We start from the raw sequence: 18,388 nt of genomic DNA, 5'->3' as shown, positions 1-18,388 counted from the left end.
GGGAATCCCGTACGCGGGTGTGAGGTGGCCGCAGGCCAGAGCCATGGTGGCAGGTCTCCTCGTGGTGGCTGGTGGTGGTCCCGGCGTCCGGCCCCTCAGGCCGACGCGCTGCGGACCGCGGGCGGGCCGAGGTGGATCGGGTTGCTCCAGGCCCGGCGGCCGTACGCGTCCTCGACGGTGACCCGGCAGTACCCGCCGCCGAACATGCCGACCGGCAGGGAGCACTCCGTCAGTCCGCCCCCGTCGTCCTCCACCAGCCGCACGCCCGGAGCGCCGCCGGTGACCATCACCTTGCGGGCCGGGGAGCAGCGGACGCCGAGGGTGTCTCCCTCCACGCGTACGTCGTGGACTTCGGGGCCGGTACTGGCGTAGTAGTGGCCGGCCTTGAGGGCGGCGAGGAGTGCTGCCGGGTCGGGGGAGGCGGCGCGGACCTGGACCCAGGCGGCGCAGCCGGGCGGGTCCTGGGGCTGGAAGTGCGCGTCGTCGGCAGCGTAGGCGGTGAGGCGGCGGCCCCGGTTGAGGAGTACGTCGGTCAAGTGCCAGCTGTCACCGCGGTCCTCGCGCGCCGAGAGCGCGTTGTAGACCTCGACGGCGTGGGCGGCGTCCAGGCTCTCCGCATCGGTCTCGGTGAGGAGCGAGGCGGCGGGGTGGGCCATCCCGACGAACGCCCCCGCCGCGCGGGCCCGGCGCGCGAGCTGCGGGGCGCTCTCGCCGGGAGCGGGCGGCGCGAAGCCGAGGGGCAGTCCCACGGCGATGACGTGCCACTCGGAGGAGAACTCGGTGCGCGGAGCGTGCAGTTCGGCACCGATGAGCGTGGTGAATCCGGCGGTGCGGTAGGGGCGCGTGTCCGTCAGCGGGAACCCGTACTCGTCCTTGAAGTGGTCGGTGACGGCGAGGAAGTCGTAACCGGCGTCCCGGTAGACCCGGCAGACCTCCCCGGGCGACAGCGCGCCGTCGGAACGGTCGGAGTGGGTATGGAGGTTGCCCCGCCAGAATCGGCCGGGCAGCCCGAACGGACTGGTCATACGGTCCCCCTCGTCAACTCGGCTCCCCCGGGAGCAAGTCGCCGCAACTCTAAGCAATGCGCACGGCTGCCCGACAGGAGCGGCGCGTGGTGGGGTACCGGGGGCGCGGACTGAACCTCGGGGACGACGTACACCGTGACCCGTCATAGCCAGCGGCCCCGCCCACCGCGGCTGAATCCCGCCCTTGCGGCGCCCTCATCGGCCCCCGGGCCGGATGCGGCCCGGACATTACCCGCGGGTAGCTATATTTGTCCGGCCCGCCGCCCGAGGGAGGCGCGGGTTTCAACAAGGGGAACCCATCATGACGATGACACACCGTCGGAGCAGGCCAGTGCTCTCGACGCTCACGGCCACCGCCGCGGCCGGCGCCCTGCTGCTGGGGCCGGCCGGACCTGCCGGTGCCGCCGCGCAGCCGGGTACGACCGCCAAGTCCGCCGCCGCGGCGACGGCCACGGGGAAGAAGCCGGGCCTGCAGAGGCCCGGCCTGCAGAAGCCCGGCCCGCAGAAGCCGGGGCTCGTGAAGCCCGGCGCCAGGAAGCCCGGCCCCAAGAAGCCGCCGCCGATCCAGTACTTCGGCACCATCAACGCCTTCGGGCAGAGCGCCGAGCACGAGCGGATCACCCGCGCCGCCCTCGCCTGCGCGCCGGGCACGACCCCCGGCCCGACCGGTACGTGCTTCCAGCCGGACTCCATCCGCCAGCTCGCGGGCGCGAAGGGCACGATGGGGGCCATCGGAGCCCCCGACGTGGACCAGGTGCTCACCGCCGCCGCGCACTGCGACGGCGCCGACTACCTCAACGCACCCGGCTACCCGCGCACCCGCTCCCAGGCCACCTCCGCGCTGCTCGCGTGCATCGCGCACCTGAAGGGCGAGTTCGAGCGTGGGCTGGCGGGCGCCGACGGCCTCGTGGACGGCTCCGGCTCCGTCAGCGCCGCCGCCACCGACCTCTCCTCGGACTGCACCTTCGTGCTCGGCGTGGCGGGCCGCGGCAAGTGCAACGCCATCGAGGGGTTCGGGCGGGCCCTGCACGGCACCGAGGACTTCTACTCGCACAGCAACTGGGCGGACCGGGCGGACACCGCACGGGCCGTCGGAGTGGAGAACCCGCCGGGCCTGGCCCGTAGCGGCCCCGCCCCCTTCCTGCGCATGGCGGCCGCCGCCCCCACGCCCTCCGACATCCCCGCCGAGCTGACGACAGGCTGCTTCAGCCTCAACCCGTGGGGCTGCGGCAAGCGCATCACGCACAGCGTCCTCAACAAGGACAACGGAACCATCGACGCCCTCACCGGCGAGGCCACCTCCCCCACCACCGACCGCGGCCGGATCGCCGGCAACTTCAGCGCCGCCGTCCAGGCGGCCATCGCCGACACCCGCGCCCAGTGGGAGGGCTTCCGCACCTCCCTCACCACCCGCTACGGCACCGTCCGCGGCCAGCGGATGGCGTGCGCGATGACCCAGGACGACCCGGTGCGCAACTGCCGTTAGTACCGGTGGCGGCCGACAGCAGCAGTCCCACCCGGGATACCCGGTGACGCCCCGGCCGTCGAACCACACGACGAGCCGGACGTACTCGGGACCGTGCACGTCCGCGAGGGCCCTCATGACGGCCCGGGCGGTTCCCACCTCCCGGACGAGGAGGCCGGGGTAGGCCTCGCAGTCGCCCCTGGCCCCGGCGGTGACGTCCGCCGGCAGTCCCCGCCCCTCGGCAGGGGGGGTACCCGGGCGGCCCGTCCGCCGTGCGCCCGGGGGCCGGCTCGCCGAGGGTGGGGGCATGAATGCTCCTCCCCGGCTGGTCGTCTACCCGCCCGACGAAAACGGCTGGCGCAAGGTCCGCTACGACGGGACGGTCCTCGGCACCGCGTACCGGGTCTCCGACATCACCGAGTTCCTCCGCGGGGCCGGGATGGAGGACCCGGACTCCTTCGACCTCACCGATCCCGCCCTGGTGGACTGGCGGGGGACCGGTCCCGAGAGCTGGGCGGAGTCGCCCCCGTAGCGGCGCGCACTCCCCGGCGGAGGCGCCGAGGGGGGCCGCAGGCCCGGGGGCCCCTGGTCTCAGCGCTGCCCGCGGTCGGAGCGCCGTACCGCTCGCCGGGCCCGCTCGGCCCTCCCGCGAGCTCCGCGGACCGCGGCCTCTGCGGCCACCACCCCCGCCCCCGCCACGGCAGCAGCCTCCTCCGCCGCCTGCGCTTCCCTACGGGCCGACGCCAGCTCGTCTTCCAGCCGCCGTACCCGCGCCGCCGTCTCCCCGGCTCCCGTCTGCGCAGCGCGCCGGGCCTCGCGGGCCTCCCCGAGGGCCTCCTCGCACCGGGCGAGCGCGGCACCGGCCTCCCGCGCCTCCGTACGCGCCTGCTCGGCTGCCCTCAGCCTCCGCTCCTCCTCCGCCTTGGCCTCCACCGCCTCCGCCGCCTCGGCCTCCGCGTCCGCGTCCGCCTCCTTCCGATGCAGCCCTTGCCGCTTGCGCCCGTGCTGCGGCCGGGACGGCTTGTCCTGCGCAGGCGGCGCTTCGGCCGGGGCCGGACGGGCGGGGACGGCCGTCCCGGGGGTGAGGTCGGTGAAGCCGACCGCGGCCTCGGGGGCCCTGGCCAGGCGGCCCTTCGCCCACTGTGCGGCGGCGTCCGGATGGGCGAGCACCCCGTGGAGGACCTGCTCGACCTCGTAGCGGACGGTGTCGCTGACCGGCTGGCCGGCCTCGCGGGCCAGGGCGGCGGCCGCACGGGCGAGCGCGGTGACGAGCTGGTGCTGCTGGCCGCTCGCCGCGCGCAGCTGCCCGGCATCGAGCGTCCGGTGGGCCTCCCGCAGCCGCTCCCCCAGTGCGAGGAACCGTGCGGCGTCCGCCGGCTGCCGCCGGGCCAGCAGGTTCGCGGCCCACACCGCGATCGTGGGCCGGCGCAGCGCGGCGATCGCCTTCGCCGCCGCAGGGTCCTTGGCCTTGCGCGCCTCGGCGGCGTACGCGTCCCTGGCAGCGGTGAAGGCCGCGGGCTTGAGCCCGTACAGCTCCTCGGCGATCCCGTCGACGTCCACGACCCCACTGTGCGCCGCCCGCGGCGAACGGGCCCGGCCGTGCGGCCCGCCCCTGCACCGAATGCCCGCCCAGGTCACCCGGCCGGCCCGATGCCCCCTCCCTCTCCCGCCCCCCTGCCCGCCCCGCCGACGGATCGGCCGCAGGCACCCGGCACACTCGGAGCGGGCACTCCCGAGGGGCGGTGGCGCCCGCACACTGACGCGCTGCCCTGCGCACCCCCGGCCCCGCCCGGAAGAGGAGACCCGCGTGCCCCGCTCCGACGCCCACCCCCACCTCGGGCTGTCCGCCGTCGACATCGCCGCGCTCGTGAACGGCCGGCAGGTCACGGCCCTCGCGATGGTCGAATCCGCCCTCACCCTCGGTGCCGGGCGCGATGCCGGACTGCGCGCCTTCACCGCCTGGTGGGCGGACGAGGCCCGGGCGCGGGCGGCGGAGGTCGACGCGGCCGTGGCCCGCGGGGTGCACCTGCCCCTGGCCGGGGTCCCCTTCGCCGTCAAGGGCCGGGAGGGCGCCGGCTCCGTGCAGAACCGGCGCCTGGCCGAGGCGGGGTGCGTGCCCGTGGGAGCGACGTCCGTACCGCGGGGCGGCGCCGCCTGGCAGACGTACGGAATGACGGACCGGGGACCCACGCTCAACCCGCTGGACCCGGCCTGGTCGCCCGGCGGCTCCTCGGCCGGTGCCGCGGCGGCGGTCGCGGCGGGGATCGTACCGCTGGCCACCGGCTCCGACGGGGCGGGATCGGTCCGGATCCCGGCCGCCTGGTGCGCCGTGGTCGGCTTCAAGCCCACGAACGGCCTGCTGCCCGCCCGCGACCGCGCCGGCCTCAACAGCCCCGGGGTGCTCACGCGCACCGTGTCCGACGCCGCGGCCTACCTCAGGGCCGTCGCCCCCGCCGCCCCCCTCACCTCCCCCGGCTCTCCCTCCCCATCCCCTTCCCCGCGCGTGGCCTGGACCTCCACGCTCGGCTACGCCGACACCGACCCGGCGGTCGCCGCCACCGCGCGGCGCGCCCTCGACCGCATCGCCCGCGCGGGCCTGTGCACCCTCGTCGACCACCCGCCGGCGCTCCGCGACCCGGCCCCCGCCTGGACCGCCCTGCGCGCCGGGACCGCGGACTCTGACACCGAAGCCCTGATCCGGTACAACGCCCGGTCCCTGGACGAGGCCTTCCACGCATCCGACCTCCTCGCCACCCCCACCACGCCCCACGCGCCCCACGGCCACGAGGGCCCCGGAACCCGTATGAGCGTGGCGCTGACCTGGGCGTTCAACCTCTCGGGCCACCCCGCGATCACCCTCCCGGCGGGCCGCACACCGGCCGGAGAACCCGTGGGCCTGCAACTGATCACCCGGCACGGCGCCGACGCCCCGCTGCTCGCCGCGGCGGAGACCTTCGCCCGATTGCTATGCCCTGGTACCGCCGGCTAGCTACAGTGCCGGTATGGGAAAGCAGACGAACATCCGACTGGACGAAGCCGTCAAAGCGGCCGCCGAGGAGCGGGCCAAGCGTCGCGGACTCAGCTTGCAGGGGTACGTGGCCGACCTGATCGAGGCCGATGTGAACCAGTCCCGCGCGGCGTTCATGGCCGGTGCCTCGGCCTTCCTGGCCGGGTACGCGGACGCGTTCGAGGCGGAGGTGGGCGAGGACCGGTACCCCGGCCTCCCGGACGGCCCGGCGCAGAGCGCGCCGAGGAACGCGGCGTGAACCTCCGCATCGACCTCGCCTGGATCCTGGCCGTGGCCCAGCAGATCCCGGGGGACCCCCAGGTCGTCGACTACGGGGTCCCGGTCGCGGCGGAGGCCCGCCACCGGGCGGAGATCCTCGACCACGAGGTCTACCCCGAGCCCCACCACAAGGCGGCGGCGCTGCTGTGCGAGCTGGCGAGGAACCCCGCCCTGGAGGCCAGGAACCTGCTGTTCGCCGCCACCGTCACCGCGGCCTACCTGTCCGCGTGCGGCCAGCCGGTACGCCCCGGCCTGGACACCGTCCTCCCCCTGGCCCGCGCCGCCCGCGACGGCCTTCCCGTACGGGAGGTCGCCGCCCGCCTCAGGACCTGGACGGGCTGAGCCCCTCCGGAGCGGACCGGGCCGAGTGCCGCCGCCGCTGTCCCCAACTCTCTCCGCCGGTCGGGCGGAGGCGGCGGACGCCGCTCCCGGCGGGGCGTCAGATGCGGGAGTTGCGCAGGGACTGCCACACGGCGCCGGCCAGGGCCTTCGTCGCGCGGGGGACCGAGAGGTGCTCGTGCTCGCGGTACAGGTCCCAGTTGTACTGGACGAGGGAGAGCTTGTTGGAGGAGAGGGATCCGGCCTGGTGCGCGCGGTACACCGCCAGCGGCTCCATCAGGCCGCGGGCGTCGGCGCCGTCCCGCATGATCGACAGCCACAGGGCGTAGTCCTGGCGCTTGCGCATCTCCGGCATGAGGCGGGTGCCGAGCGCGTTGCGGTCGTACATGGCGGTGAGGGCGCCGATGTAGTCGCGGACCAGCATCGCGCGGTAGTCCACGTGCTCGCGCGCCTTGATCACCCGGCCGTTGGGCACCCACTCGGTGCTCTCACCGGTGTGCTCGGCGTCCATCTTGTAGTACGAGGTGAACGTCAGGGGCGCCGTGCCGGCCGCGGCGAAGGCGAGCTGCTTCTCGGTCTTCTCCGGCAGCCACATGTCGTCGCTGTCGAGGAAGGCGACGTAGTCGCCGCGGGCCCGCTCGATGGCCAGGTTGCGGGCCCGGCCCGCGCCGCCCTGCTCGGGTGCCGTCTGCACCAGGACGCGCTCGTCCTGCGCGGCGAACTCGCGCAGCAGGTCCATCGAGGCGTCGGTCGACTGGTCGTCGGTGATGAGGAGTTCCAGGTCGGTGTGGGTCTGCGTGAGCACGGACCGGACGGCTGCGCCGAGGGTGGCTGCCGAGTTGTAGACGGGCATCACGACAGACACCAGGGGCACAGCGGTTCTCCTTGCAGAATCAGGTACGACGGTCCATTCAAGCACCGCTTGCGCCGGCCGCGCGCACCGAGGTCGTCCCGGCGGCGCGGCCTCCGGGCCGGATCGTCCGGGGAGGCCGGTTCGCAGGGGGTGGCGGGCCGCCTCTCTGGGGCGGTGCGGCGGCCTGCGCATCCGTGTACGCCTCTTCAGCCGCCCTCGGCCGGCCCCCGTGCAGTGGGCTTGTCCACAGGGCACAGGGGCCCTGCGGCGGGCGCGGCTAGCCTGTGATCATGGCCTTGCGACCTGAAGAGTTCTACGAGCACGCGCGGGCGGCCGCGGACGACGAGCTGCGGCTTCCGCTGGCGCGCATGACCGGCTGGGACGTCAGTCCCTTCGAGGCGGACGGGCTGCGCGTGTCCGTCCTCCGCCCGCCCGTGGTGCCCGAGGCGCCGCGGCACGGCGAGGACCCGGCGGACTGCGGCGAGTGCCGCGCCCGCGACGAGGGGATCTGGTGCGACGAGCGGTGGCGGCTCGCCCGGATACCGGGCGTCGGCGTGCCGCTGGTCCTGATGCTGTTCCCCCGCGACCACTACGACATGGCCGACCTGCCCGACGAGCTGGCCGGCGAGCTGGGCGTGCTGACGGCGCACATAGTGCGCCACGTGCAGGCGCTGCCCCACGTCAGCCGCGCCCACGTCTACCGGATCGGGGACGGCTCGGCGCACCTGCACGTGTGGTTCTTCGCCCGCCCGGAGGGGCAGACCCAGCTGTACGGGTCGTGGCTGCCGGTCTGGGACGACCTCCTGCCGGAGTACCCGGCGGACATAGCCGACGCGGACGCGGCCGCCGTGGCGCGGGCGCTGGCGGCCTCGTACGGGGGACGGCTCCCGCCCTCGGACGGTACCGGCGGGGCCTGAGGCCTCCGCCGGACCCGGTCCCGGTCCGGCCTCGGCCCCGCCGCGGATCAGCGGCGGCGCGAGGCCAGGCCGGAAACGGCGCCTCCCACGTGGAGGGCGAGGGCGGTCAGCCCCAGCAGCATGATGTTGGTCGAGGTGAACGTGTCGTTGGTGGCGATGTCCGCCGCGTTGATGAAGAAGGCGACGAAGAACAGCACCGCTGCAACTATGCCGAGCATGGACGGGCTCCTTTCGTTGGCTGCTTCCGCGCATGCCCCCGAATCGGCGCGGCACACACCCAACTCGGCCTGCATGCACCGCTGATGGGGTCCGGATCCGGTCCTCAGCGCCCGGGGACGGGGGCTCCGGGGAGGACGTCGAAGACGGTGTCCGTGCCCGTGATCTGGAGCAGCCGGACGACCTGGCGGGTGGGCGCGGCCAGCCGGAAGGCGATGCCGGCGTCCACCGCCCGCCGACGGGCGTACAGGAGCTCGTTCAGACCGGAGGAGGAGCAGAAGACCAGGCCGGCGCAGTCCACCACCAGCGATCCGGGCACGGGCGAGCCCGTGAGGGCCTCGTCCAGCGCGCGGGAAAGGACGGGAGCGGTGTCCAGGTCGGCGTGGCCGGCGAGGGCCAGCACGTACACGCCCGGCGGTCCCGGGCGGGGACTGGCGCTCAAGCCTGTGGCCGTCAACGGATCCTCCACAAGATCGCCCGCCGTTCGTTTCGTTCTGGTGGTACGACCGTGCCCTGCCCCACCGCTCCCCGCAGCACCGCGAACGAACGAGGAGGCGCGATACAGCCGCAGAACGAAACGAACGGCGGTCCCGCGGGCCCGCGCTCCGTTCAGGCGACGAGGAGGCGGAGGCCGAGGTCTGCCGCGGGGAGGGTGGCGAGGTGACCGTTGCGTGCGGACCAGCGGCCGGAGGCGAGGTCGGTGCGCAGGGCGCCTACCGCACGGGCTTCGGCCTGCGGGCCGGCCTTCGTCCACACCGACACCGCGCGGCGCACGCGGTCTTCGAGGTAGGCCTCGGGCCGGCGCCAGTAGGCCTCGAACAGGCCGTCGGCGCAGTCCCAGGGGACGGGGACCGGTTCGGTACGGGCGCCGAGCACCCCGGCCATCGCCGCCAGCGGGGGGAACCCTTCGAGGACGGCGGCGAACTCGGGCAGGTAGTCGCGGGTGAGCCAGAACCGGTCCTGCCAGTCCGGCTCGTCGGTGTCGAAGGTCAGGACCACCACGCGGCGGGCGACGCGGCGCAGCTCGTGCAGACCGGCGAGCGGGTCGCCCCAGTGGTGCACGGTGGAGACGGCCATCGCGGCGTCGAAGGAGCCGTCCGCGAAGGGCAGGCTCTCCGCGGCGGCCGCCACACACGGGGCCGCCCCGGCCGGCCGCCGCCCCCGCATGACCGCCGACGGCTCGACGGCGGTGACACGGCGGTCGGCCGGTTCGTAGGAGCCGGTGCCGGCCCCGACGTTCAGGACGGTCCGCGCGTCGCCGAGGGCGTTCCAGATCTGGGCGGCGAACCGCGGGTCGGTGCGCCGGGTCGCGGTGTAAACGCCGCCGATCGCGTCGTACAGGCGTGCTCCGAGTACGTCCAGCTGTTCTTCCGGTGTCACCCTCAGCCCCTTCGCCCGTGTTTCGAGTTCCCTGTCGATGGCCGCCACCATGGCGTCGGCCCGTGCGCGCCGGTCCAGGAGCAGACCGCGCAGGCGGTGCAGGTGCGCGACCGCGTCCACGGACGGGTCGCCGACCAGTTCGGCGACCTCGCCCAGTCCGAAGCCGAGCCTCCGGTAGGCGAGCACCTCGCGCAGTCGCTCCACGTCGCCGGCCGCGTAGGACCGGTAGCCGGCTTCGGTGCGCGCGGAGGGCCGTACGAGCCCGATCGCGTCGTAGTGGTGCAGCGTGCGGACGCTCACGCCGGCGAGCTCGGCGACGCGTCCCACGGTCCAGTGGTCTTCCACGGCACGACTATCGGGCCTCACGCCGCGTGAGGGTCAAGGGGGAGAGCGGGGCAGGGCGGGTTGCCCCTGCGGACGGGGTGGCGGCGTCAACGGGCGGGGCGGTGTACTCCCCCGCCGCCGTGCCCGGTGGCCGGTCGCTTCGGTCGCTCCGGTCGCTGGGGTGGGGTCAGGCGGCGGCCAGGTCGTGTGCGTACCGGGCGAGCTCGTGCTCCTGGTCCGCGGGGCAGGTGGCGGACCTCCCAGATCAGGGCGGCCGTGGCGCGGGTCTCGGAGGCGGGTGCGCGCTGGTCGGCGGGCGCGGGGAGGCCGGTGACGGCCGCCGGTACGGATGCCGGTACGCCGAGGACGGCGGCGGAGGCGCCGAGGAGTTCCGCCGGGCAGGGGGCGCCCCTGCGGCGGCGCGGCGGACCGGCCCGCCCCGACCGCACGGCACGAGGCCCCGGCGGACGGGCGCCGGAACGCGCGGCAGCGCGGAGACTTCCCTCGTGACGGGCTCCCCCGAACCCGCTGTTGCGTCAGTACACCCGGCGGAGGCCGAGCCCGAACCGGCAACCCCGGCCGCACCCCACCTGCCGGACCGGAGTCCCGCAGCTCAGCCCCCGCCGCGCCCGGCGAGGAACCGCGCCGCCACGTCCACCGCCTCCCGGTTGAGCTCCTCGACGGAGGCCCCCCGCCCCTCGTCCCACCCGTCGAGGTCGAACAGCACGCGGACGAAGGGCTCCAGCTCCGCGGGGCGGCCGAGGGCGTCGGCGATCTCCACCGCGATGAGGTGGGTGCCGGCGGCGGGGTCCATCGAGCCGTCGACGATCCGGCCGGCGACCCAGCGGGCCGCCGCCCAGTCCGCCGCCCGGGGGTCGGCGGGCGGCCGGAAGAACAGCCCCAGCTCCTCCAGCACCCGGTCGAAGAGTTCGGGCGCCTGCGGCTCCTCGCTCCGCAGGAGACCGGCCAGCTGGGCGAGGGAGGGGCTCTCGACACCGGCGAGCAGGGCGTCCAGCCCCGCGCGGATCAGCCGGTCGGACCCGGCGTCCATACCGAACGCCCGCGCGTGCGCCAGGTGGTCGAGCTGCTGGAGGGCCTCGTCGCAGGTGGGCGTCATCAGGTCTTCTCGTTCGGCGTCCGGGAACACGAGGCTCGCACACCCGGTGGCGGCATTGCCGCAGCACCCCGCCCCTTTATTCCATACGGGTCGACCCGTATGGTAAACAGGGGCCATGGATACCTCTCCTGCCGGGCGGGGCCGGCCCCGGGATGCGCGCTCCAGTGCCGCGATCGTCGCAGCCGTCACCCAGCTCCTCCTCGAAGGCGGCTACGCCGCACTGTCCATCGGAGCCGTCGCCGCACGTGCGGGGGTCGGCAAGGACACCGTCTACCGGCGGTGGTCCGGAAAGCCGGAGCTGGTCTACGAGGCGGTGTTCACCGCCTCCGACTCCGCCGCGCTCCCCGATACGGGCACCCTGCAAGGGGACTTGACCGCCCTCGTCCGCTCGCTGGTGGAGGAGTTCTCGGCGCCCGCCGCCGCGGCGGCCCTGCCCGGGCTGCTCGCCGACTTCGCCGCCGTACCCGAGCTGCGCTCCACGATCCGGGCCCGGTTCCTCGCCCCCGCCAGGGAACGGCTCGTGACCGTCTTCGACCGCGCCGCGCAGCGCGGCGAGACGGTCGCGGACGTACCCGTCGAGCTGGTGCTGGACACCCTGGCAGGAGCCGTCTTCTTCCACCTCGGCATCATGGGCGAGCAGCCGGACCCGGACCTGGCCGCCCGCATCGCGACCACGATGAGCAAGGGAATCGAGGCCCGGTGAACGGCTGGTTCCTGGCGGCCGGCGCCCTCGCCGCGGCGACGACGGCCGTCCACGCCACGGCAGGCGGCCGCAGCATCGTCCGCCCCCTGCTGGCCGGCTCCCTGCCCGACGAACCCCGCCGCACCCTCCACGTCGTCTGGCACCTGGTCACCGCCGACCTGCTGCTCAGCTCCGCCGCCCTGCTGTTCCTGGCCTGGACGCACGCGCCCAGTACGGCACTCGCCCTCTTCATCGGCGCCCAGTACCTCGCCTACACCGCGGTCTTCCTCGCCGTCACCCTCACTGCGGGCTGGCCGCGCCCGCTCCTCCAACTCCCGCAGTGGACGCTCCTGTTGCCGGTCTCCCTGTGCACCTTCGCCGGCGCTGGGTGAGGCGCCCCCGGTACGGGTGGGCGGACGCACTGCTCAGTTGCGGCCGGAGGTGGTGCCGTACGGGGCGGTCATCAACTCGATCACGACGGCGAGGTACAGGCCGCGGCCGCCGTAGAGGGTGTTGACCCCTCCGGACGGCCGGCGGCCCGCGAGGGACCGGATCCCTCAGGAGGGGTCCTCCTGCACCGTGGACGTGATGATCGAGAACGCCGCGCCCTGGGGGTCGGCCAGGACCGCCATGCGGCCCGCGACCATGTCGAAGGCGGGGGCCAGGACGGTGGCCCCGGCCCGGACGGCGGCCGCCTGGACCTCGTCCACGCTGTCCACGTGGAAGTACGGCTGCCAGTGCGGCGGGACGCCCGGCGGCATGTTGGCCATGTCCATCATCCCGCCCACCGCCCGCCCGGCGACCTGGAACTCGACGTAGTTCCCGGCGCCCTCCATCTCGGAGTGCGCCGTCGTCACCGGCAGGACGGACGAGTAGAACGCCGACGCGCCGGGCAGGTCGGGCGTGACGAGCTCGTTCCAGATCAACGCGCCGTGCTCGTTGACGATGCCCGCGCCGTCGAAGGTGCCGGGCTGCCACAGGCCGAAGACGGCGCCGGCCGGGTCGGCGACGACGGCCATCCGGCCGAGGTCCATGACGTCCATGGCGGGCACCATGACCGAACCGCCCGCGTCCGTGACGGACTTGAGGGTGGGGTCGATGGCGTCCGTCGACAGGTATGTCGTCCAGACGGTCGGCGGCAGCGGGTCCGGGACCGTGCCGTCCGGGTTCATCGCCTTCATGATCCCGGCGACCGGCCTGCCCTTGAGGGTGCAGACGGAGTACCCGCCCTGCTCCGCCGGGCCCACCTCGCCCTGCCAGCCGAACAGGTCGCAGTAGAAGTCGAGGGCCGCCTGCTGGTCGGGGACCATCAGGTCGATCCAGCAGGGGGTACCGGGCTTGTAGGGGCCGCTCATGTCGGGCACGGGTGCCTCCGGGACGCTTTCGGGAGTGGGACGGGCCGTCCCCTACCCGGGCCCGGCCCACGGAATCGGGCCGTACGGGTGACCCCTGCGACCGGTCGGCACCGCCCCGGCCCGCGCCCGCCGCGCCCGGCCCCGGTTCGCCGGGCGCCGCCGCCGGGCATACGCGGTGCGTGGAGCACCAGCAGGGGCCGCCCCTCACGCCCGACGGACGGTACGTCGTCATCAACGGCCGCCGGTGGCGGGCCACCGACCCCGCCGTCCCGGAGACCGCCGGTGCGCGGCTCCGGGCGCACCTCATGGACGCCCGGCGGGCCGTCGCCGCGGCCCGGAGGTCCGGCGACCCGGTGGCCGAGCGCGCGGCAAGGCGGCGCGTCCACGCTGCGAAGGTCGCCCTCGGCGAACGCGGCACCCCCTGGTGGGACATGAGCGCGGCGGCGCGGGAAACCCGCTGGCGGGAGGGGCTCGACGCACTCGACGGTGACACTCCGTCCGCTTGAGGAGCCCCTCGGTGGGCAGACGCCGGTCATGACCAAGGATGGTGTGACATGTGCGGCGTGAGCGGGGAGATACGTTTCGACGGGCGGCGGCCCGACCTGGCCGCCGTCGAGCGGATGACCGACCGGATGGCGGACCGCGGGCCCGACGGCAGGGGGCTGTGGTCGCAGGGCGCGGTGGCGCTGGGGCACCGCAGACTGAAGATCATCGACCTGTCGGAGAGCGGCGCCCAGCCGATGACGGACCCGCACACGGGCCTCACCTGCGTGTTCAACGGCTGCGTGTACAACTACCGGGAGCTGCGCCGCCGCCTGGAGGGCCACGGGCACCGCTTCTTCTCGGAGTCCGACACCGAGGTGTTCCTGAAGGCGTACGCGCAGTGGGGCGCGGCCTGCGTGGAGCAGCTCGCGGGGATGTTCGCGTTCGCGGTGGCGGAGCACCGTACCGGGCGCGTGGTGCTGGGCCGCGACCGGCTCGGGATCAAGCCGCTCTACCTCGCCCGCGACGGCGACCGCCTCCGCTTCGCCTCCTCGCTGCCCGCCCTGCTGGCCGGCGGCGGCATCGACACCTCGTTCGACCCGGTGGCCCTCCACCAGTACCTCAGCTGGCACGGCACGGTCGCGGCCCCCCGCACCGTCCTGGCCGGGGTCCGCAAACTGCCGCAGGCAACCGTACGGGTGGTCGAGCCCGACGGCACGGAGAGCGACCACTGCTACTGGCAGCCGACCTACGACCGCAGCCGCCCCGAGCTCGGCGAGGACCCGGTGCTGTGGCAGGAGGCCCTGGGCGACGCGCTCCGCACGGCCGTGCGCCGCCGCACGGTCGCCGACGTGCCGGTGGGCGTCCTGCTCTCCGGGGGTCTCGACTCCAGCCTCATCACCGCCCTGCTGGCCGAGGAGGGGTACGAGGGCCTCCAGACGTACGCGATGGGCTTCGACGCGGAGAGCGGCGAGGAGGGCAACGAGTTCCACTACTCCGACCTGGTGGCCCGGCGGTTCGCCACCGACCACCACCAGTTCATGATCCCCACCGACCGGCTGCCCGCCGCGCTGGAGGGGGCCATCGGCTGCATGAGCGAGCCGATGGTCAGCCACGACGCCGTCGCCTTCCACCTGCTGTCCGAGCAGGTGGCCAAGGAGGTCTCGGTGGTGCTCTGCGGGCAGGGCGCGGACGAGGTGTTCGCGGGGTACCACTGGTACCCCGGCATCGCCGAAGCGCCGCGCGCCGCGGCCCCCGAGGCGTACGCCGACGCCTACTTCGACCGCAGCCACCACGATGTCGGCACCCTCCTGCACCCCGACGTGACCCCCTCCCGCGACGCCTCCGGGGAGTTCGTGCACACCCACATGGCGGCCCCGGGCGCCCGGACCTCGCTCGACGCGGCGCTGCGCCTGGACGTCCACGCGCTGATGGCCGACGACCCGGTCAAGCGGGTCGACAACATGACGATGGCCTGGGGCCTGGAGGCGCGCGTGCCCTTCCTCGACCACGAGCTCGTCGAACTGGCCGCGGCCTGCCCGCCGGGGCTGAAACTGGCGGACGGCGGCAAGGGGGTCCTCAAGGGCATCGGCCGCCGGGTGCTCCCCCGCGAGGTGGTCGACCGGCCCAAGGGGTACTTCCCGGTACCGGCCGTCCGGCACCTGGCCGGTCCGGTGCTCGCCCGGGTGCGCGAGGCGCTCACCTCCCCGGAGGCCCGCCGCCGCGGCCTCTTCGACCAGGCGGCCGTGGCCGGACTCCTCGCGGATCCCGCAGGCCACCGCGCGAGACGCGGGGCCAGCACCCTCTGGCAGGTCGCCACACTGGAACTGTGGCTCCAGGCCCACGGCATCAGGTGAGCGGGGCGGCCGGTGCCGGCCGATGGGCCCGAGGTCCGCGCGGCCGGGGGCCGGCCCGGGTGCGGCGGTCCCGGGCGCGGTGGTCCTGGTTCCGGCGGTCCTGGTTCCGCTCGCCCGGCTCCGGCCATCCCGGCTCGGCCGCCCCAGTTCCGGCAGTCCTCATACCGGCCGCCCCAGAACCGGCCATCCCGGCTCAGGCCGCGACCGGCGGCCTGGACCGCCCGGTGAGACGGATCGACACTGGACCGGCGGGGGATCCTGCCGTCATCCGAGGGCAGGAGCCGCGAAAGACCCCTCTCCGCGCACCCCGCCCCCCACCACACTGAGAGGCCGGAATGCCCCTGGACCGCCCCGCACACCACCCGCCCGCCGCACCCGCCGAGCCCGCCCCGGCGGCGCAGCCGGGCCGCCCCGCCCGCGCCCTCCCGACCACCCCCGCCCCGGCCTCCCCGGCCCCGCTCCCGCTGCACGTGGGCGGGGCCGCGCCCCCGGACCCGCCGACGGTGCTCACCGCCCACGGCTGCTGGTACCCCTCGGCCGACCCCACCGGCGAGCGGGTCGCCTACATCTGCGACCGCGCCGGCGTTCCGCAGCTGTGGAGCGGGCCCGCAGGGGACGGCGGGGCGCACGTCCTGGACGCCGGCGCGGATCCGGTCACCGAGGTCTCCTGGTCGCCCGACGGCCGCTGGATCGCGTACACCACGGCGCCCGGCGGCGGCGAGCACACCCGGGTCCTGGCCGTCCGCCCCGACGGCACCGGCCGCCGGGTGCTCGCCGGAGCCGACCGGGGCGCCTCCGCCCACCTGGGCTGCTGGACCCGCGACGGCACCCTCCTCGCGGTCACCGTGGCGGGCCCCTCCCCCGACCCCTCCGCACACGGCGGTACGGGCCACCTGCCCCGGGCCCTGCCCGCAGGCGCCGACCGGGCCGGACCGCCCCCGACGGACCCCGGAGACGGGCAGTCCAGGCCGGGCCCGCCCGGCGCCCTGACCGCGTACCTCCTCGACCCCGACGGCACCCGGGCGCCCGTACTCCTCTACAGCGAGAACGGGGCCGCCTCCCTGCGCGTCTGCGACATCGGCGCGGAGGGCCGCTTCGCCCTGCTGCGGCGCGGCCCGCGCGGGCGCCGCGAGGCGCTCCTGCTGGACACCTCCCTGCCGGACGCCTCCCCGGACCGGATCACCTGCCGCCTGCCGGCCGCGGACGGCGACCCGTGGATCGGCCGCCTCTCACCCGACTCCCGCACCCTGTGGCTGCGCAGCGACGCGGACCGCGAGTTCGCCGCCCTCCTGCGCGCCCGCCTCGACGACCGGGGGGCCCTGGTCGGGCTGTCCACGGCCGCCGAGCGCGAGGGGAGCCCCCTCGACCTGCTGAGCCTTCCCGACCACGGCCGCTGGGCCCTGCTGGCCTGGAACACGCACGGCGCGAGCGAACTGGAGAGCCTCGACCTGCCCGGGTCCGAGGAGGAAGCCCCTCCCGACCCGCCCTCCCCTCCAGGTACGGACGTGGGCCACATCCCGCCCCACCCCCGCCCCCTCCCGCTCCCGCACGAGGTGGTCACCCGGATCTCCCCCGTCGGCCGGGGCGGACTCTTCGCCGCCCTGGCCGGCTCCCGCCGCAGGCCCGGCATCTGGGACCTGACCGGCGGCCCCGCCCCGGTCCGCACCCCGTGGTCGGCCGGCGACGCGGAGGCGGCCCCGCCCGGCCGGCCGCCGGTCCGCCCGGTGCCCCTGCGCTGCCGGGCGCGGGACGGACTGCTCCTGGGGGGCTGGTACTACGACGCCCCCGGCCGCGACCCCGGCCGCCCGGCCCCGTGCGTGATCCACCTCCACGGCGGCCCCGAGGAGCAGGAGCGGCCGGTCTTCAACCCGCTCTACCACGAGATCCTCGGGCGCGGAATCAGCGTCTTCGCCCCCGACGTGCGCGGCTCCTCCGGCTGGGGGCGCTCCTTCGTGGACGCCGACCTCGGGGCGGGCCGGTTCGCGGCCATCGACGACGTGGCCGACTGCGCCGCCCACCTGGTGGCCCGCGGGGACGCCGACCCGCTGCGGCTGGGCGTCATGGGCCGCTCGTACGGCGGCTACCTCACGATGGCCTCGCTGGTCCGGCACCCCCACCTCTTCCGCACCGGCGTCGCCGTGTGCGGCATGTCCGACCTGACCACCTTCTTCGCCGGCACCGAGCCGTGGATCGCGCAGTCGGCAGCCGCCAAGTACGGCCATCCCGAACGCGACCGGGACCTGCTGCGGGCCCTGTCCCCGATGAGCCGCATCGACCGGCTGCGGGCGCCCGTCCTGGCCGTGCACGGGGAGTACGACACGAACGTCCCGCCGACCGAGTCCGAGCAGTTCGTGCGCGCGGCCCGCGAGCGGGGCGTACCCGCCAGGCTCCTGACCCTGCGCAACGAGGGCCACGAGTTCCAGCGGGCCGACAACCGGCGGCTCTGCCGGCGGACCGCCGCCGACTGGCTCGAACGGCACCTCGGCGACGTACCGCCGGGGCCTCCCGGCTCCTGAACGGCGGGAAGGCCGCACCCTCTCCGCAGCCTGCGACCGGCCCCGCGGGCCGGAGCAGCCCCGCTCAACCGCGGAGGGCGAGGATCCGGGTGAGGGCCGCGTGCAGGAGCCGGACCGCCCGCTCGGCATCGGCCAGGTCCGCGTCCGAGGGCCGGACCGTGCCGGAGGAGAAGGGGTCGCCGGGATCGGCGGCAAGGGCCCGCCAGCGCAGTACCGGCGCCAGGGCAGTGCTGGCCCCGGCCAGGAACCAGGCCAGGTGCCCGTGTGTCCGGGCCGTCGCCAGGGCGAGGACCGCCAGGGCCTCCCGCAGGCGGGCCAGCCGCTCGATCGGCCGCAGGCCCTGCACCGACCCGGCCGGCCCGACTGCTGCGGCCAGTCCCTCCGCGGCCCGGCAGGCCAGGCGCTCGTCGTGCGGTCCCAGCCGCCACGTCGCGCGCCGCACCAGGCCCTCGTCCTGCCCGGCCAGCAGCGCCAGCTGCGCGCTCATCGCGCCGGGGCCGACGGAATCGGCCGAGGCGACGGAGGCAGCCCTGTCGACTGAGGGGCCCGTGTCGACTGAGTCGGCCGAGGCGCC

The 18,388-nt window shown here is 75.5% G+C and carries 20 protein-coding genes; 11 read left to right on the top strand and 9 right to left on the bottom strand.

The window, feature by feature from the left end; all coding sequences use genetic code 11:
• Positions 1–95: 95 nt before the first annotated feature.
• Positions 96–1,025 carry a CehA/McbA family metallohydrolase gene (locus tag ACZ7JZ_RS13845; RefSeq protein WP_470937747.1) on the bottom strand — a complete coding sequence of 310 codons (930 nt, stop codon included), beginning with the start codon at positions 1,023–1,025 and terminating at the stop codon, positions 96–98.
• A 301-nt stretch (positions 1,026–1,326) separates the two neighbouring features.
• On the opposite strand from ACZ7JZ_RS13845, the gene ACZ7JZ_RS13840 reads away from it, so the two are divergent.
• Both ACZ7JZ_RS13840 and ACZ7JZ_RS13835 read left to right on the top strand, forming a co-directional pair.
• On the top strand, positions 1,327–2,511 hold the full coding sequence (locus tag ACZ7JZ_RS13840) for a CinY protein (protein WP_470937744.1): 1,185 nt from the start codon (positions 1,327–1,329) through the stop codon (positions 2,509–2,511).
• A 286-nt stretch (positions 2,512–2,797) separates the two neighbouring features.
• Positions 2,798–3,022 carry a hypothetical protein gene (locus ACZ7JZ_RS13835; RefSeq protein WP_470937742.1) on the top strand — a complete coding sequence of 75 codons (225 nt, stop codon included), beginning with the start codon at positions 2,798–2,800 and terminating at the stop codon, positions 3,020–3,022.
• 59 nt (positions 3,023–3,081) lie between these two features.
• On the opposite strand, the gene ACZ7JZ_RS13830 is transcribed toward ACZ7JZ_RS13835, so the two are convergent.
• Entirely contained in the window at positions 3,082–4,050 is a 969-nt protein-coding gene (locus ACZ7JZ_RS13830; protein ID WP_470937740.1) for a hypothetical protein, read from the bottom strand.
• A gap of 247 nt (positions 4,051–4,297) precedes the next feature.
• Here ACZ7JZ_RS13830 and ACZ7JZ_RS13825 point away from each other — a divergent pair, with 247 nt between their 5' ends.
• The 3 genes from ACZ7JZ_RS13825 to ACZ7JZ_RS13815 are packed head-to-tail and all read left to right on the top strand — an operon-like array spanning position 4,298 to position 6,118.
• Positions 4,298–5,479 (top strand): amidase family protein, encoded by a 1,182-nt coding sequence (locus tag ACZ7JZ_RS13825; protein WP_470937736.1) that lies wholly within the window; start codon positions 4,298–4,300, stop codon positions 5,477–5,479.
• 13 nt (positions 5,480–5,492) lie between these two features.
• A complete protein-coding gene (locus ACZ7JZ_RS13820; protein WP_470937733.1) occupies positions 5,493–5,756 on the top strand; it encodes a hypothetical protein in 264 nt (87 codons plus the stop codon).
• Positions 5,753–6,118, top strand: coding sequence for a hypothetical protein (locus ACZ7JZ_RS13815; protein WP_470937730.1), 366 nt, complete (start codon positions 5,753–5,755; stop codon positions 6,116–6,118). The genes ACZ7JZ_RS13820 and ACZ7JZ_RS13815 overlap by 4 nt, the downstream gene beginning before the upstream one ends.
• A 97-nt stretch (positions 6,119–6,215) precedes the next feature.
• Here ACZ7JZ_RS13815 and ACZ7JZ_RS13810 read toward each other — a convergent pair whose 3' ends face one another.
• A complete protein-coding gene (locus ACZ7JZ_RS13810; protein WP_470937727.1) occupies positions 6,216–6,989 on the bottom strand; it encodes a glycosyltransferase family 2 protein in 774 nt (257 codons plus the stop codon).
• 269 nt (positions 6,990–7,258) lie between these two features.
• Between ACZ7JZ_RS13810 and ACZ7JZ_RS13805 the strand changes: the two genes are divergently transcribed.
• Positions 7,259–7,885 carry a hypothetical protein gene (locus tag ACZ7JZ_RS13805; protein ID WP_470937724.1) on the top strand — a complete coding sequence of 209 codons (627 nt, stop codon included), beginning with the start codon at positions 7,259–7,261 and terminating at the stop codon, positions 7,883–7,885.
• Between the two features lie 47 nt (positions 7,886–7,932).
• On the opposite strand, the gene ACZ7JZ_RS13800 is transcribed toward ACZ7JZ_RS13805, so the two are convergent.
• From ACZ7JZ_RS13800 to ACZ7JZ_RS13785, 4 genes are all read right to left on the bottom strand, one after another.
• Positions 7,933–8,103: a hypothetical protein gene (locus tag ACZ7JZ_RS13800; RefSeq protein WP_470937721.1), complete on the bottom strand. Its 171-nt coding sequence runs from the start codon at positions 8,101–8,103 to the stop codon at positions 7,933–7,935.
• A 104-nt stretch (positions 8,104–8,207) separates the two neighbouring features.
• Complete coding sequence (locus ACZ7JZ_RS13795; protein WP_470937718.1) at positions 8,208–8,543, bottom strand: STAS domain-containing protein; 336 nt, start codon at positions 8,541–8,543, stop codon at positions 8,208–8,210.
• 167 nt (positions 8,544–8,710) lie between these two features.
• Positions 8,711–9,808 (bottom strand): MerR family transcriptional regulator, encoded by a 1,098-nt coding sequence (locus ACZ7JZ_RS13790; RefSeq protein ID WP_470938089.1) that lies wholly within the window; start codon positions 9,806–9,808, stop codon positions 8,711–8,713.
• A gap of 610 nt (positions 9,809–10,418) precedes the next feature.
• Entirely contained in the window at positions 10,419–10,922 is a 504-nt protein-coding gene (locus ACZ7JZ_RS13785) for a hypothetical protein (protein ID WP_470937715.1), read from the bottom strand.
• A gap of 115 nt (positions 10,923–11,037) precedes the next feature.
• Here ACZ7JZ_RS13785 and ACZ7JZ_RS13780 point away from each other — a divergent pair, with 115 nt between their 5' ends.
• Both ACZ7JZ_RS13780 and ACZ7JZ_RS13775 read left to right on the top strand, forming a co-directional pair.
• The gene (locus ACZ7JZ_RS13780) at positions 11,038–11,625 is read left to right on the top strand and encodes a TetR/AcrR family transcriptional regulator (protein ID WP_470937712.1); all 588 of its coding nucleotides are present in this window, start codon (positions 11,038–11,040) and stop codon (positions 11,623–11,625) included.
• Positions 11,622–11,996 carry a hypothetical protein gene (locus ACZ7JZ_RS13775; RefSeq protein WP_470937709.1) on the top strand — a complete coding sequence of 125 codons (375 nt, stop codon included), beginning with the start codon at positions 11,622–11,624 and terminating at the stop codon, positions 11,994–11,996. The genes ACZ7JZ_RS13780 and ACZ7JZ_RS13775 overlap by 4 nt, the downstream gene beginning before the upstream one ends.
• A gap of 165 nt (positions 11,997–12,161) precedes the next feature.
• Here the strand turns inward: ACZ7JZ_RS13775 and ACZ7JZ_RS13770 are convergent, their stop codons facing one another.
• Positions 12,162–12,959: a VOC family protein gene (locus ACZ7JZ_RS13770; RefSeq protein WP_470938086.1), complete on the bottom strand. Its 798-nt coding sequence runs from the start codon at positions 12,957–12,959 to the stop codon at positions 12,162–12,164.
• Between the two features lie 179 nt (positions 12,960–13,138).
• Here ACZ7JZ_RS13770 and ACZ7JZ_RS13765 point away from each other — a divergent pair, with 179 nt between their 5' ends.
• From ACZ7JZ_RS13765 to ACZ7JZ_RS13755, 3 genes are all read left to right on the top strand, one after another.
• Positions 13,139–13,465 (top strand): hypothetical protein, encoded by a 327-nt coding sequence (locus ACZ7JZ_RS13765; protein ID WP_470937706.1) that lies wholly within the window; start codon positions 13,139–13,141, stop codon positions 13,463–13,465.
• A gap of 48 nt (positions 13,466–13,513) precedes the next feature.
• On the top strand, positions 13,514–15,298 hold the full coding sequence (locus ACZ7JZ_RS13760; protein ID WP_470937703.1) for an N-acetylglutaminylglutamine amidotransferase: 1,785 nt from the start codon (positions 13,514–13,516) through the stop codon (positions 15,296–15,298).
• A gap of 335 nt (positions 15,299–15,633) precedes the next feature.
• Positions 15,634–17,814 carry a S9 family peptidase gene (locus ACZ7JZ_RS13755; RefSeq protein ID WP_470937700.1) on the top strand — a complete coding sequence of 727 codons (2,181 nt, stop codon included), beginning with the start codon at positions 15,634–15,636 and terminating at the stop codon, positions 17,812–17,814.
• Between the two features lie 64 nt (positions 17,815–17,878).
• On the opposite strand, the gene ACZ7JZ_RS13750 is transcribed toward ACZ7JZ_RS13755, so the two are convergent.
• On the bottom strand, positions 17,879–18,301 hold the full coding sequence (locus tag ACZ7JZ_RS13750) for a hypothetical protein (RefSeq protein ID WP_470937697.1): 423 nt from the start codon (positions 18,299–18,301) through the stop codon (positions 17,879–17,881).
• Positions 18,302–18,388 lie beyond the last annotated feature (87 nt).

This window comes from Streptomyces sp. NPDC038213 (genome assembly GCF_055600495.1).
The sequence above is the reverse complement of the archived record's forward strand: the minus strand, read 5'-3'. Positions and strand labels throughout refer to the sequence as shown.

Excerpts from the sequence above, each read along its gene's own strand:
- ACZ7JZ_RS13845 (WP_470937747.1), bottom strand. The coding sequence starts at position 1,025 with ATGACCAGTCCGTTCGGGCTGCCCGGCCGATTCTGGCGGGGCAACCTC.
- ACZ7JZ_RS13840 (WP_470937744.1), top strand. The coding sequence starts at position 1,327 with ATGACGATGACACACCGTCGGAGCAGGCCAGTGCTCTCGACGCTCACG.
- ACZ7JZ_RS13835 (WP_470937742.1), top strand. The coding sequence starts at position 2,798 with ATGAATGCTCCTCCCCGGCTGGTCGTCTACCCGCCCGACGAAAACGGC.
- ACZ7JZ_RS13820 (WP_470937733.1), top strand. The coding sequence starts at position 5,493 with ATGGGAAAGCAGACGAACATCCGACTGGACGAAGCCGTCAAAGCGGCC.
- ACZ7JZ_RS13805 (WP_470937724.1), top strand. The coding sequence starts at position 7,259 with ATGGCCTTGCGACCTGAAGAGTTCTACGAGCACGCGCGGGCGGCCGCG.
- ACZ7JZ_RS13800 (WP_470937721.1), bottom strand. The coding sequence starts at position 8,103 with ATGCTCGGCATAGTTGCAGCGGTGCTGTTCTTCGTCGCCTTCTTCATC.
- ACZ7JZ_RS13785 (WP_470937715.1), bottom strand. The coding sequence starts at position 10,922 with ATGACGCCCACCTGCGACGAGGCCCTCCAGCAGCTCGACCACCTGGCG.
- ACZ7JZ_RS13780 (WP_470937712.1), top strand. The coding sequence starts at position 11,038 with ATGGATACCTCTCCTGCCGGGCGGGGCCGGCCCCGGGATGCGCGCTCC.
- ACZ7JZ_RS13770 (WP_470938086.1), bottom strand. The coding sequence starts at position 12,959 with ATGAGCGGCCCCTACAAGCCCGGTACCCCCTGCTGGATCGACCTGATG.
- ACZ7JZ_RS13760 (WP_470937703.1), top strand. The coding sequence starts at position 13,514 with ATGTGCGGCGTGAGCGGGGAGATACGTTTCGACGGGCGGCGGCCCGAC.
- ACZ7JZ_RS13755 (WP_470937700.1), top strand. The coding sequence starts at position 15,634 with ATGCCCCTGGACCGCCCCGCACACCACCCGCCCGCCGCACCCGCCGAG.
- ACZ7JZ_RS13750 (WP_470937697.1), bottom strand. The coding sequence starts at position 18,301 with ATGAGCGCGCAGCTGGCGCTGCTGGCCGGGCAGGACGAGGGCCTGGTG.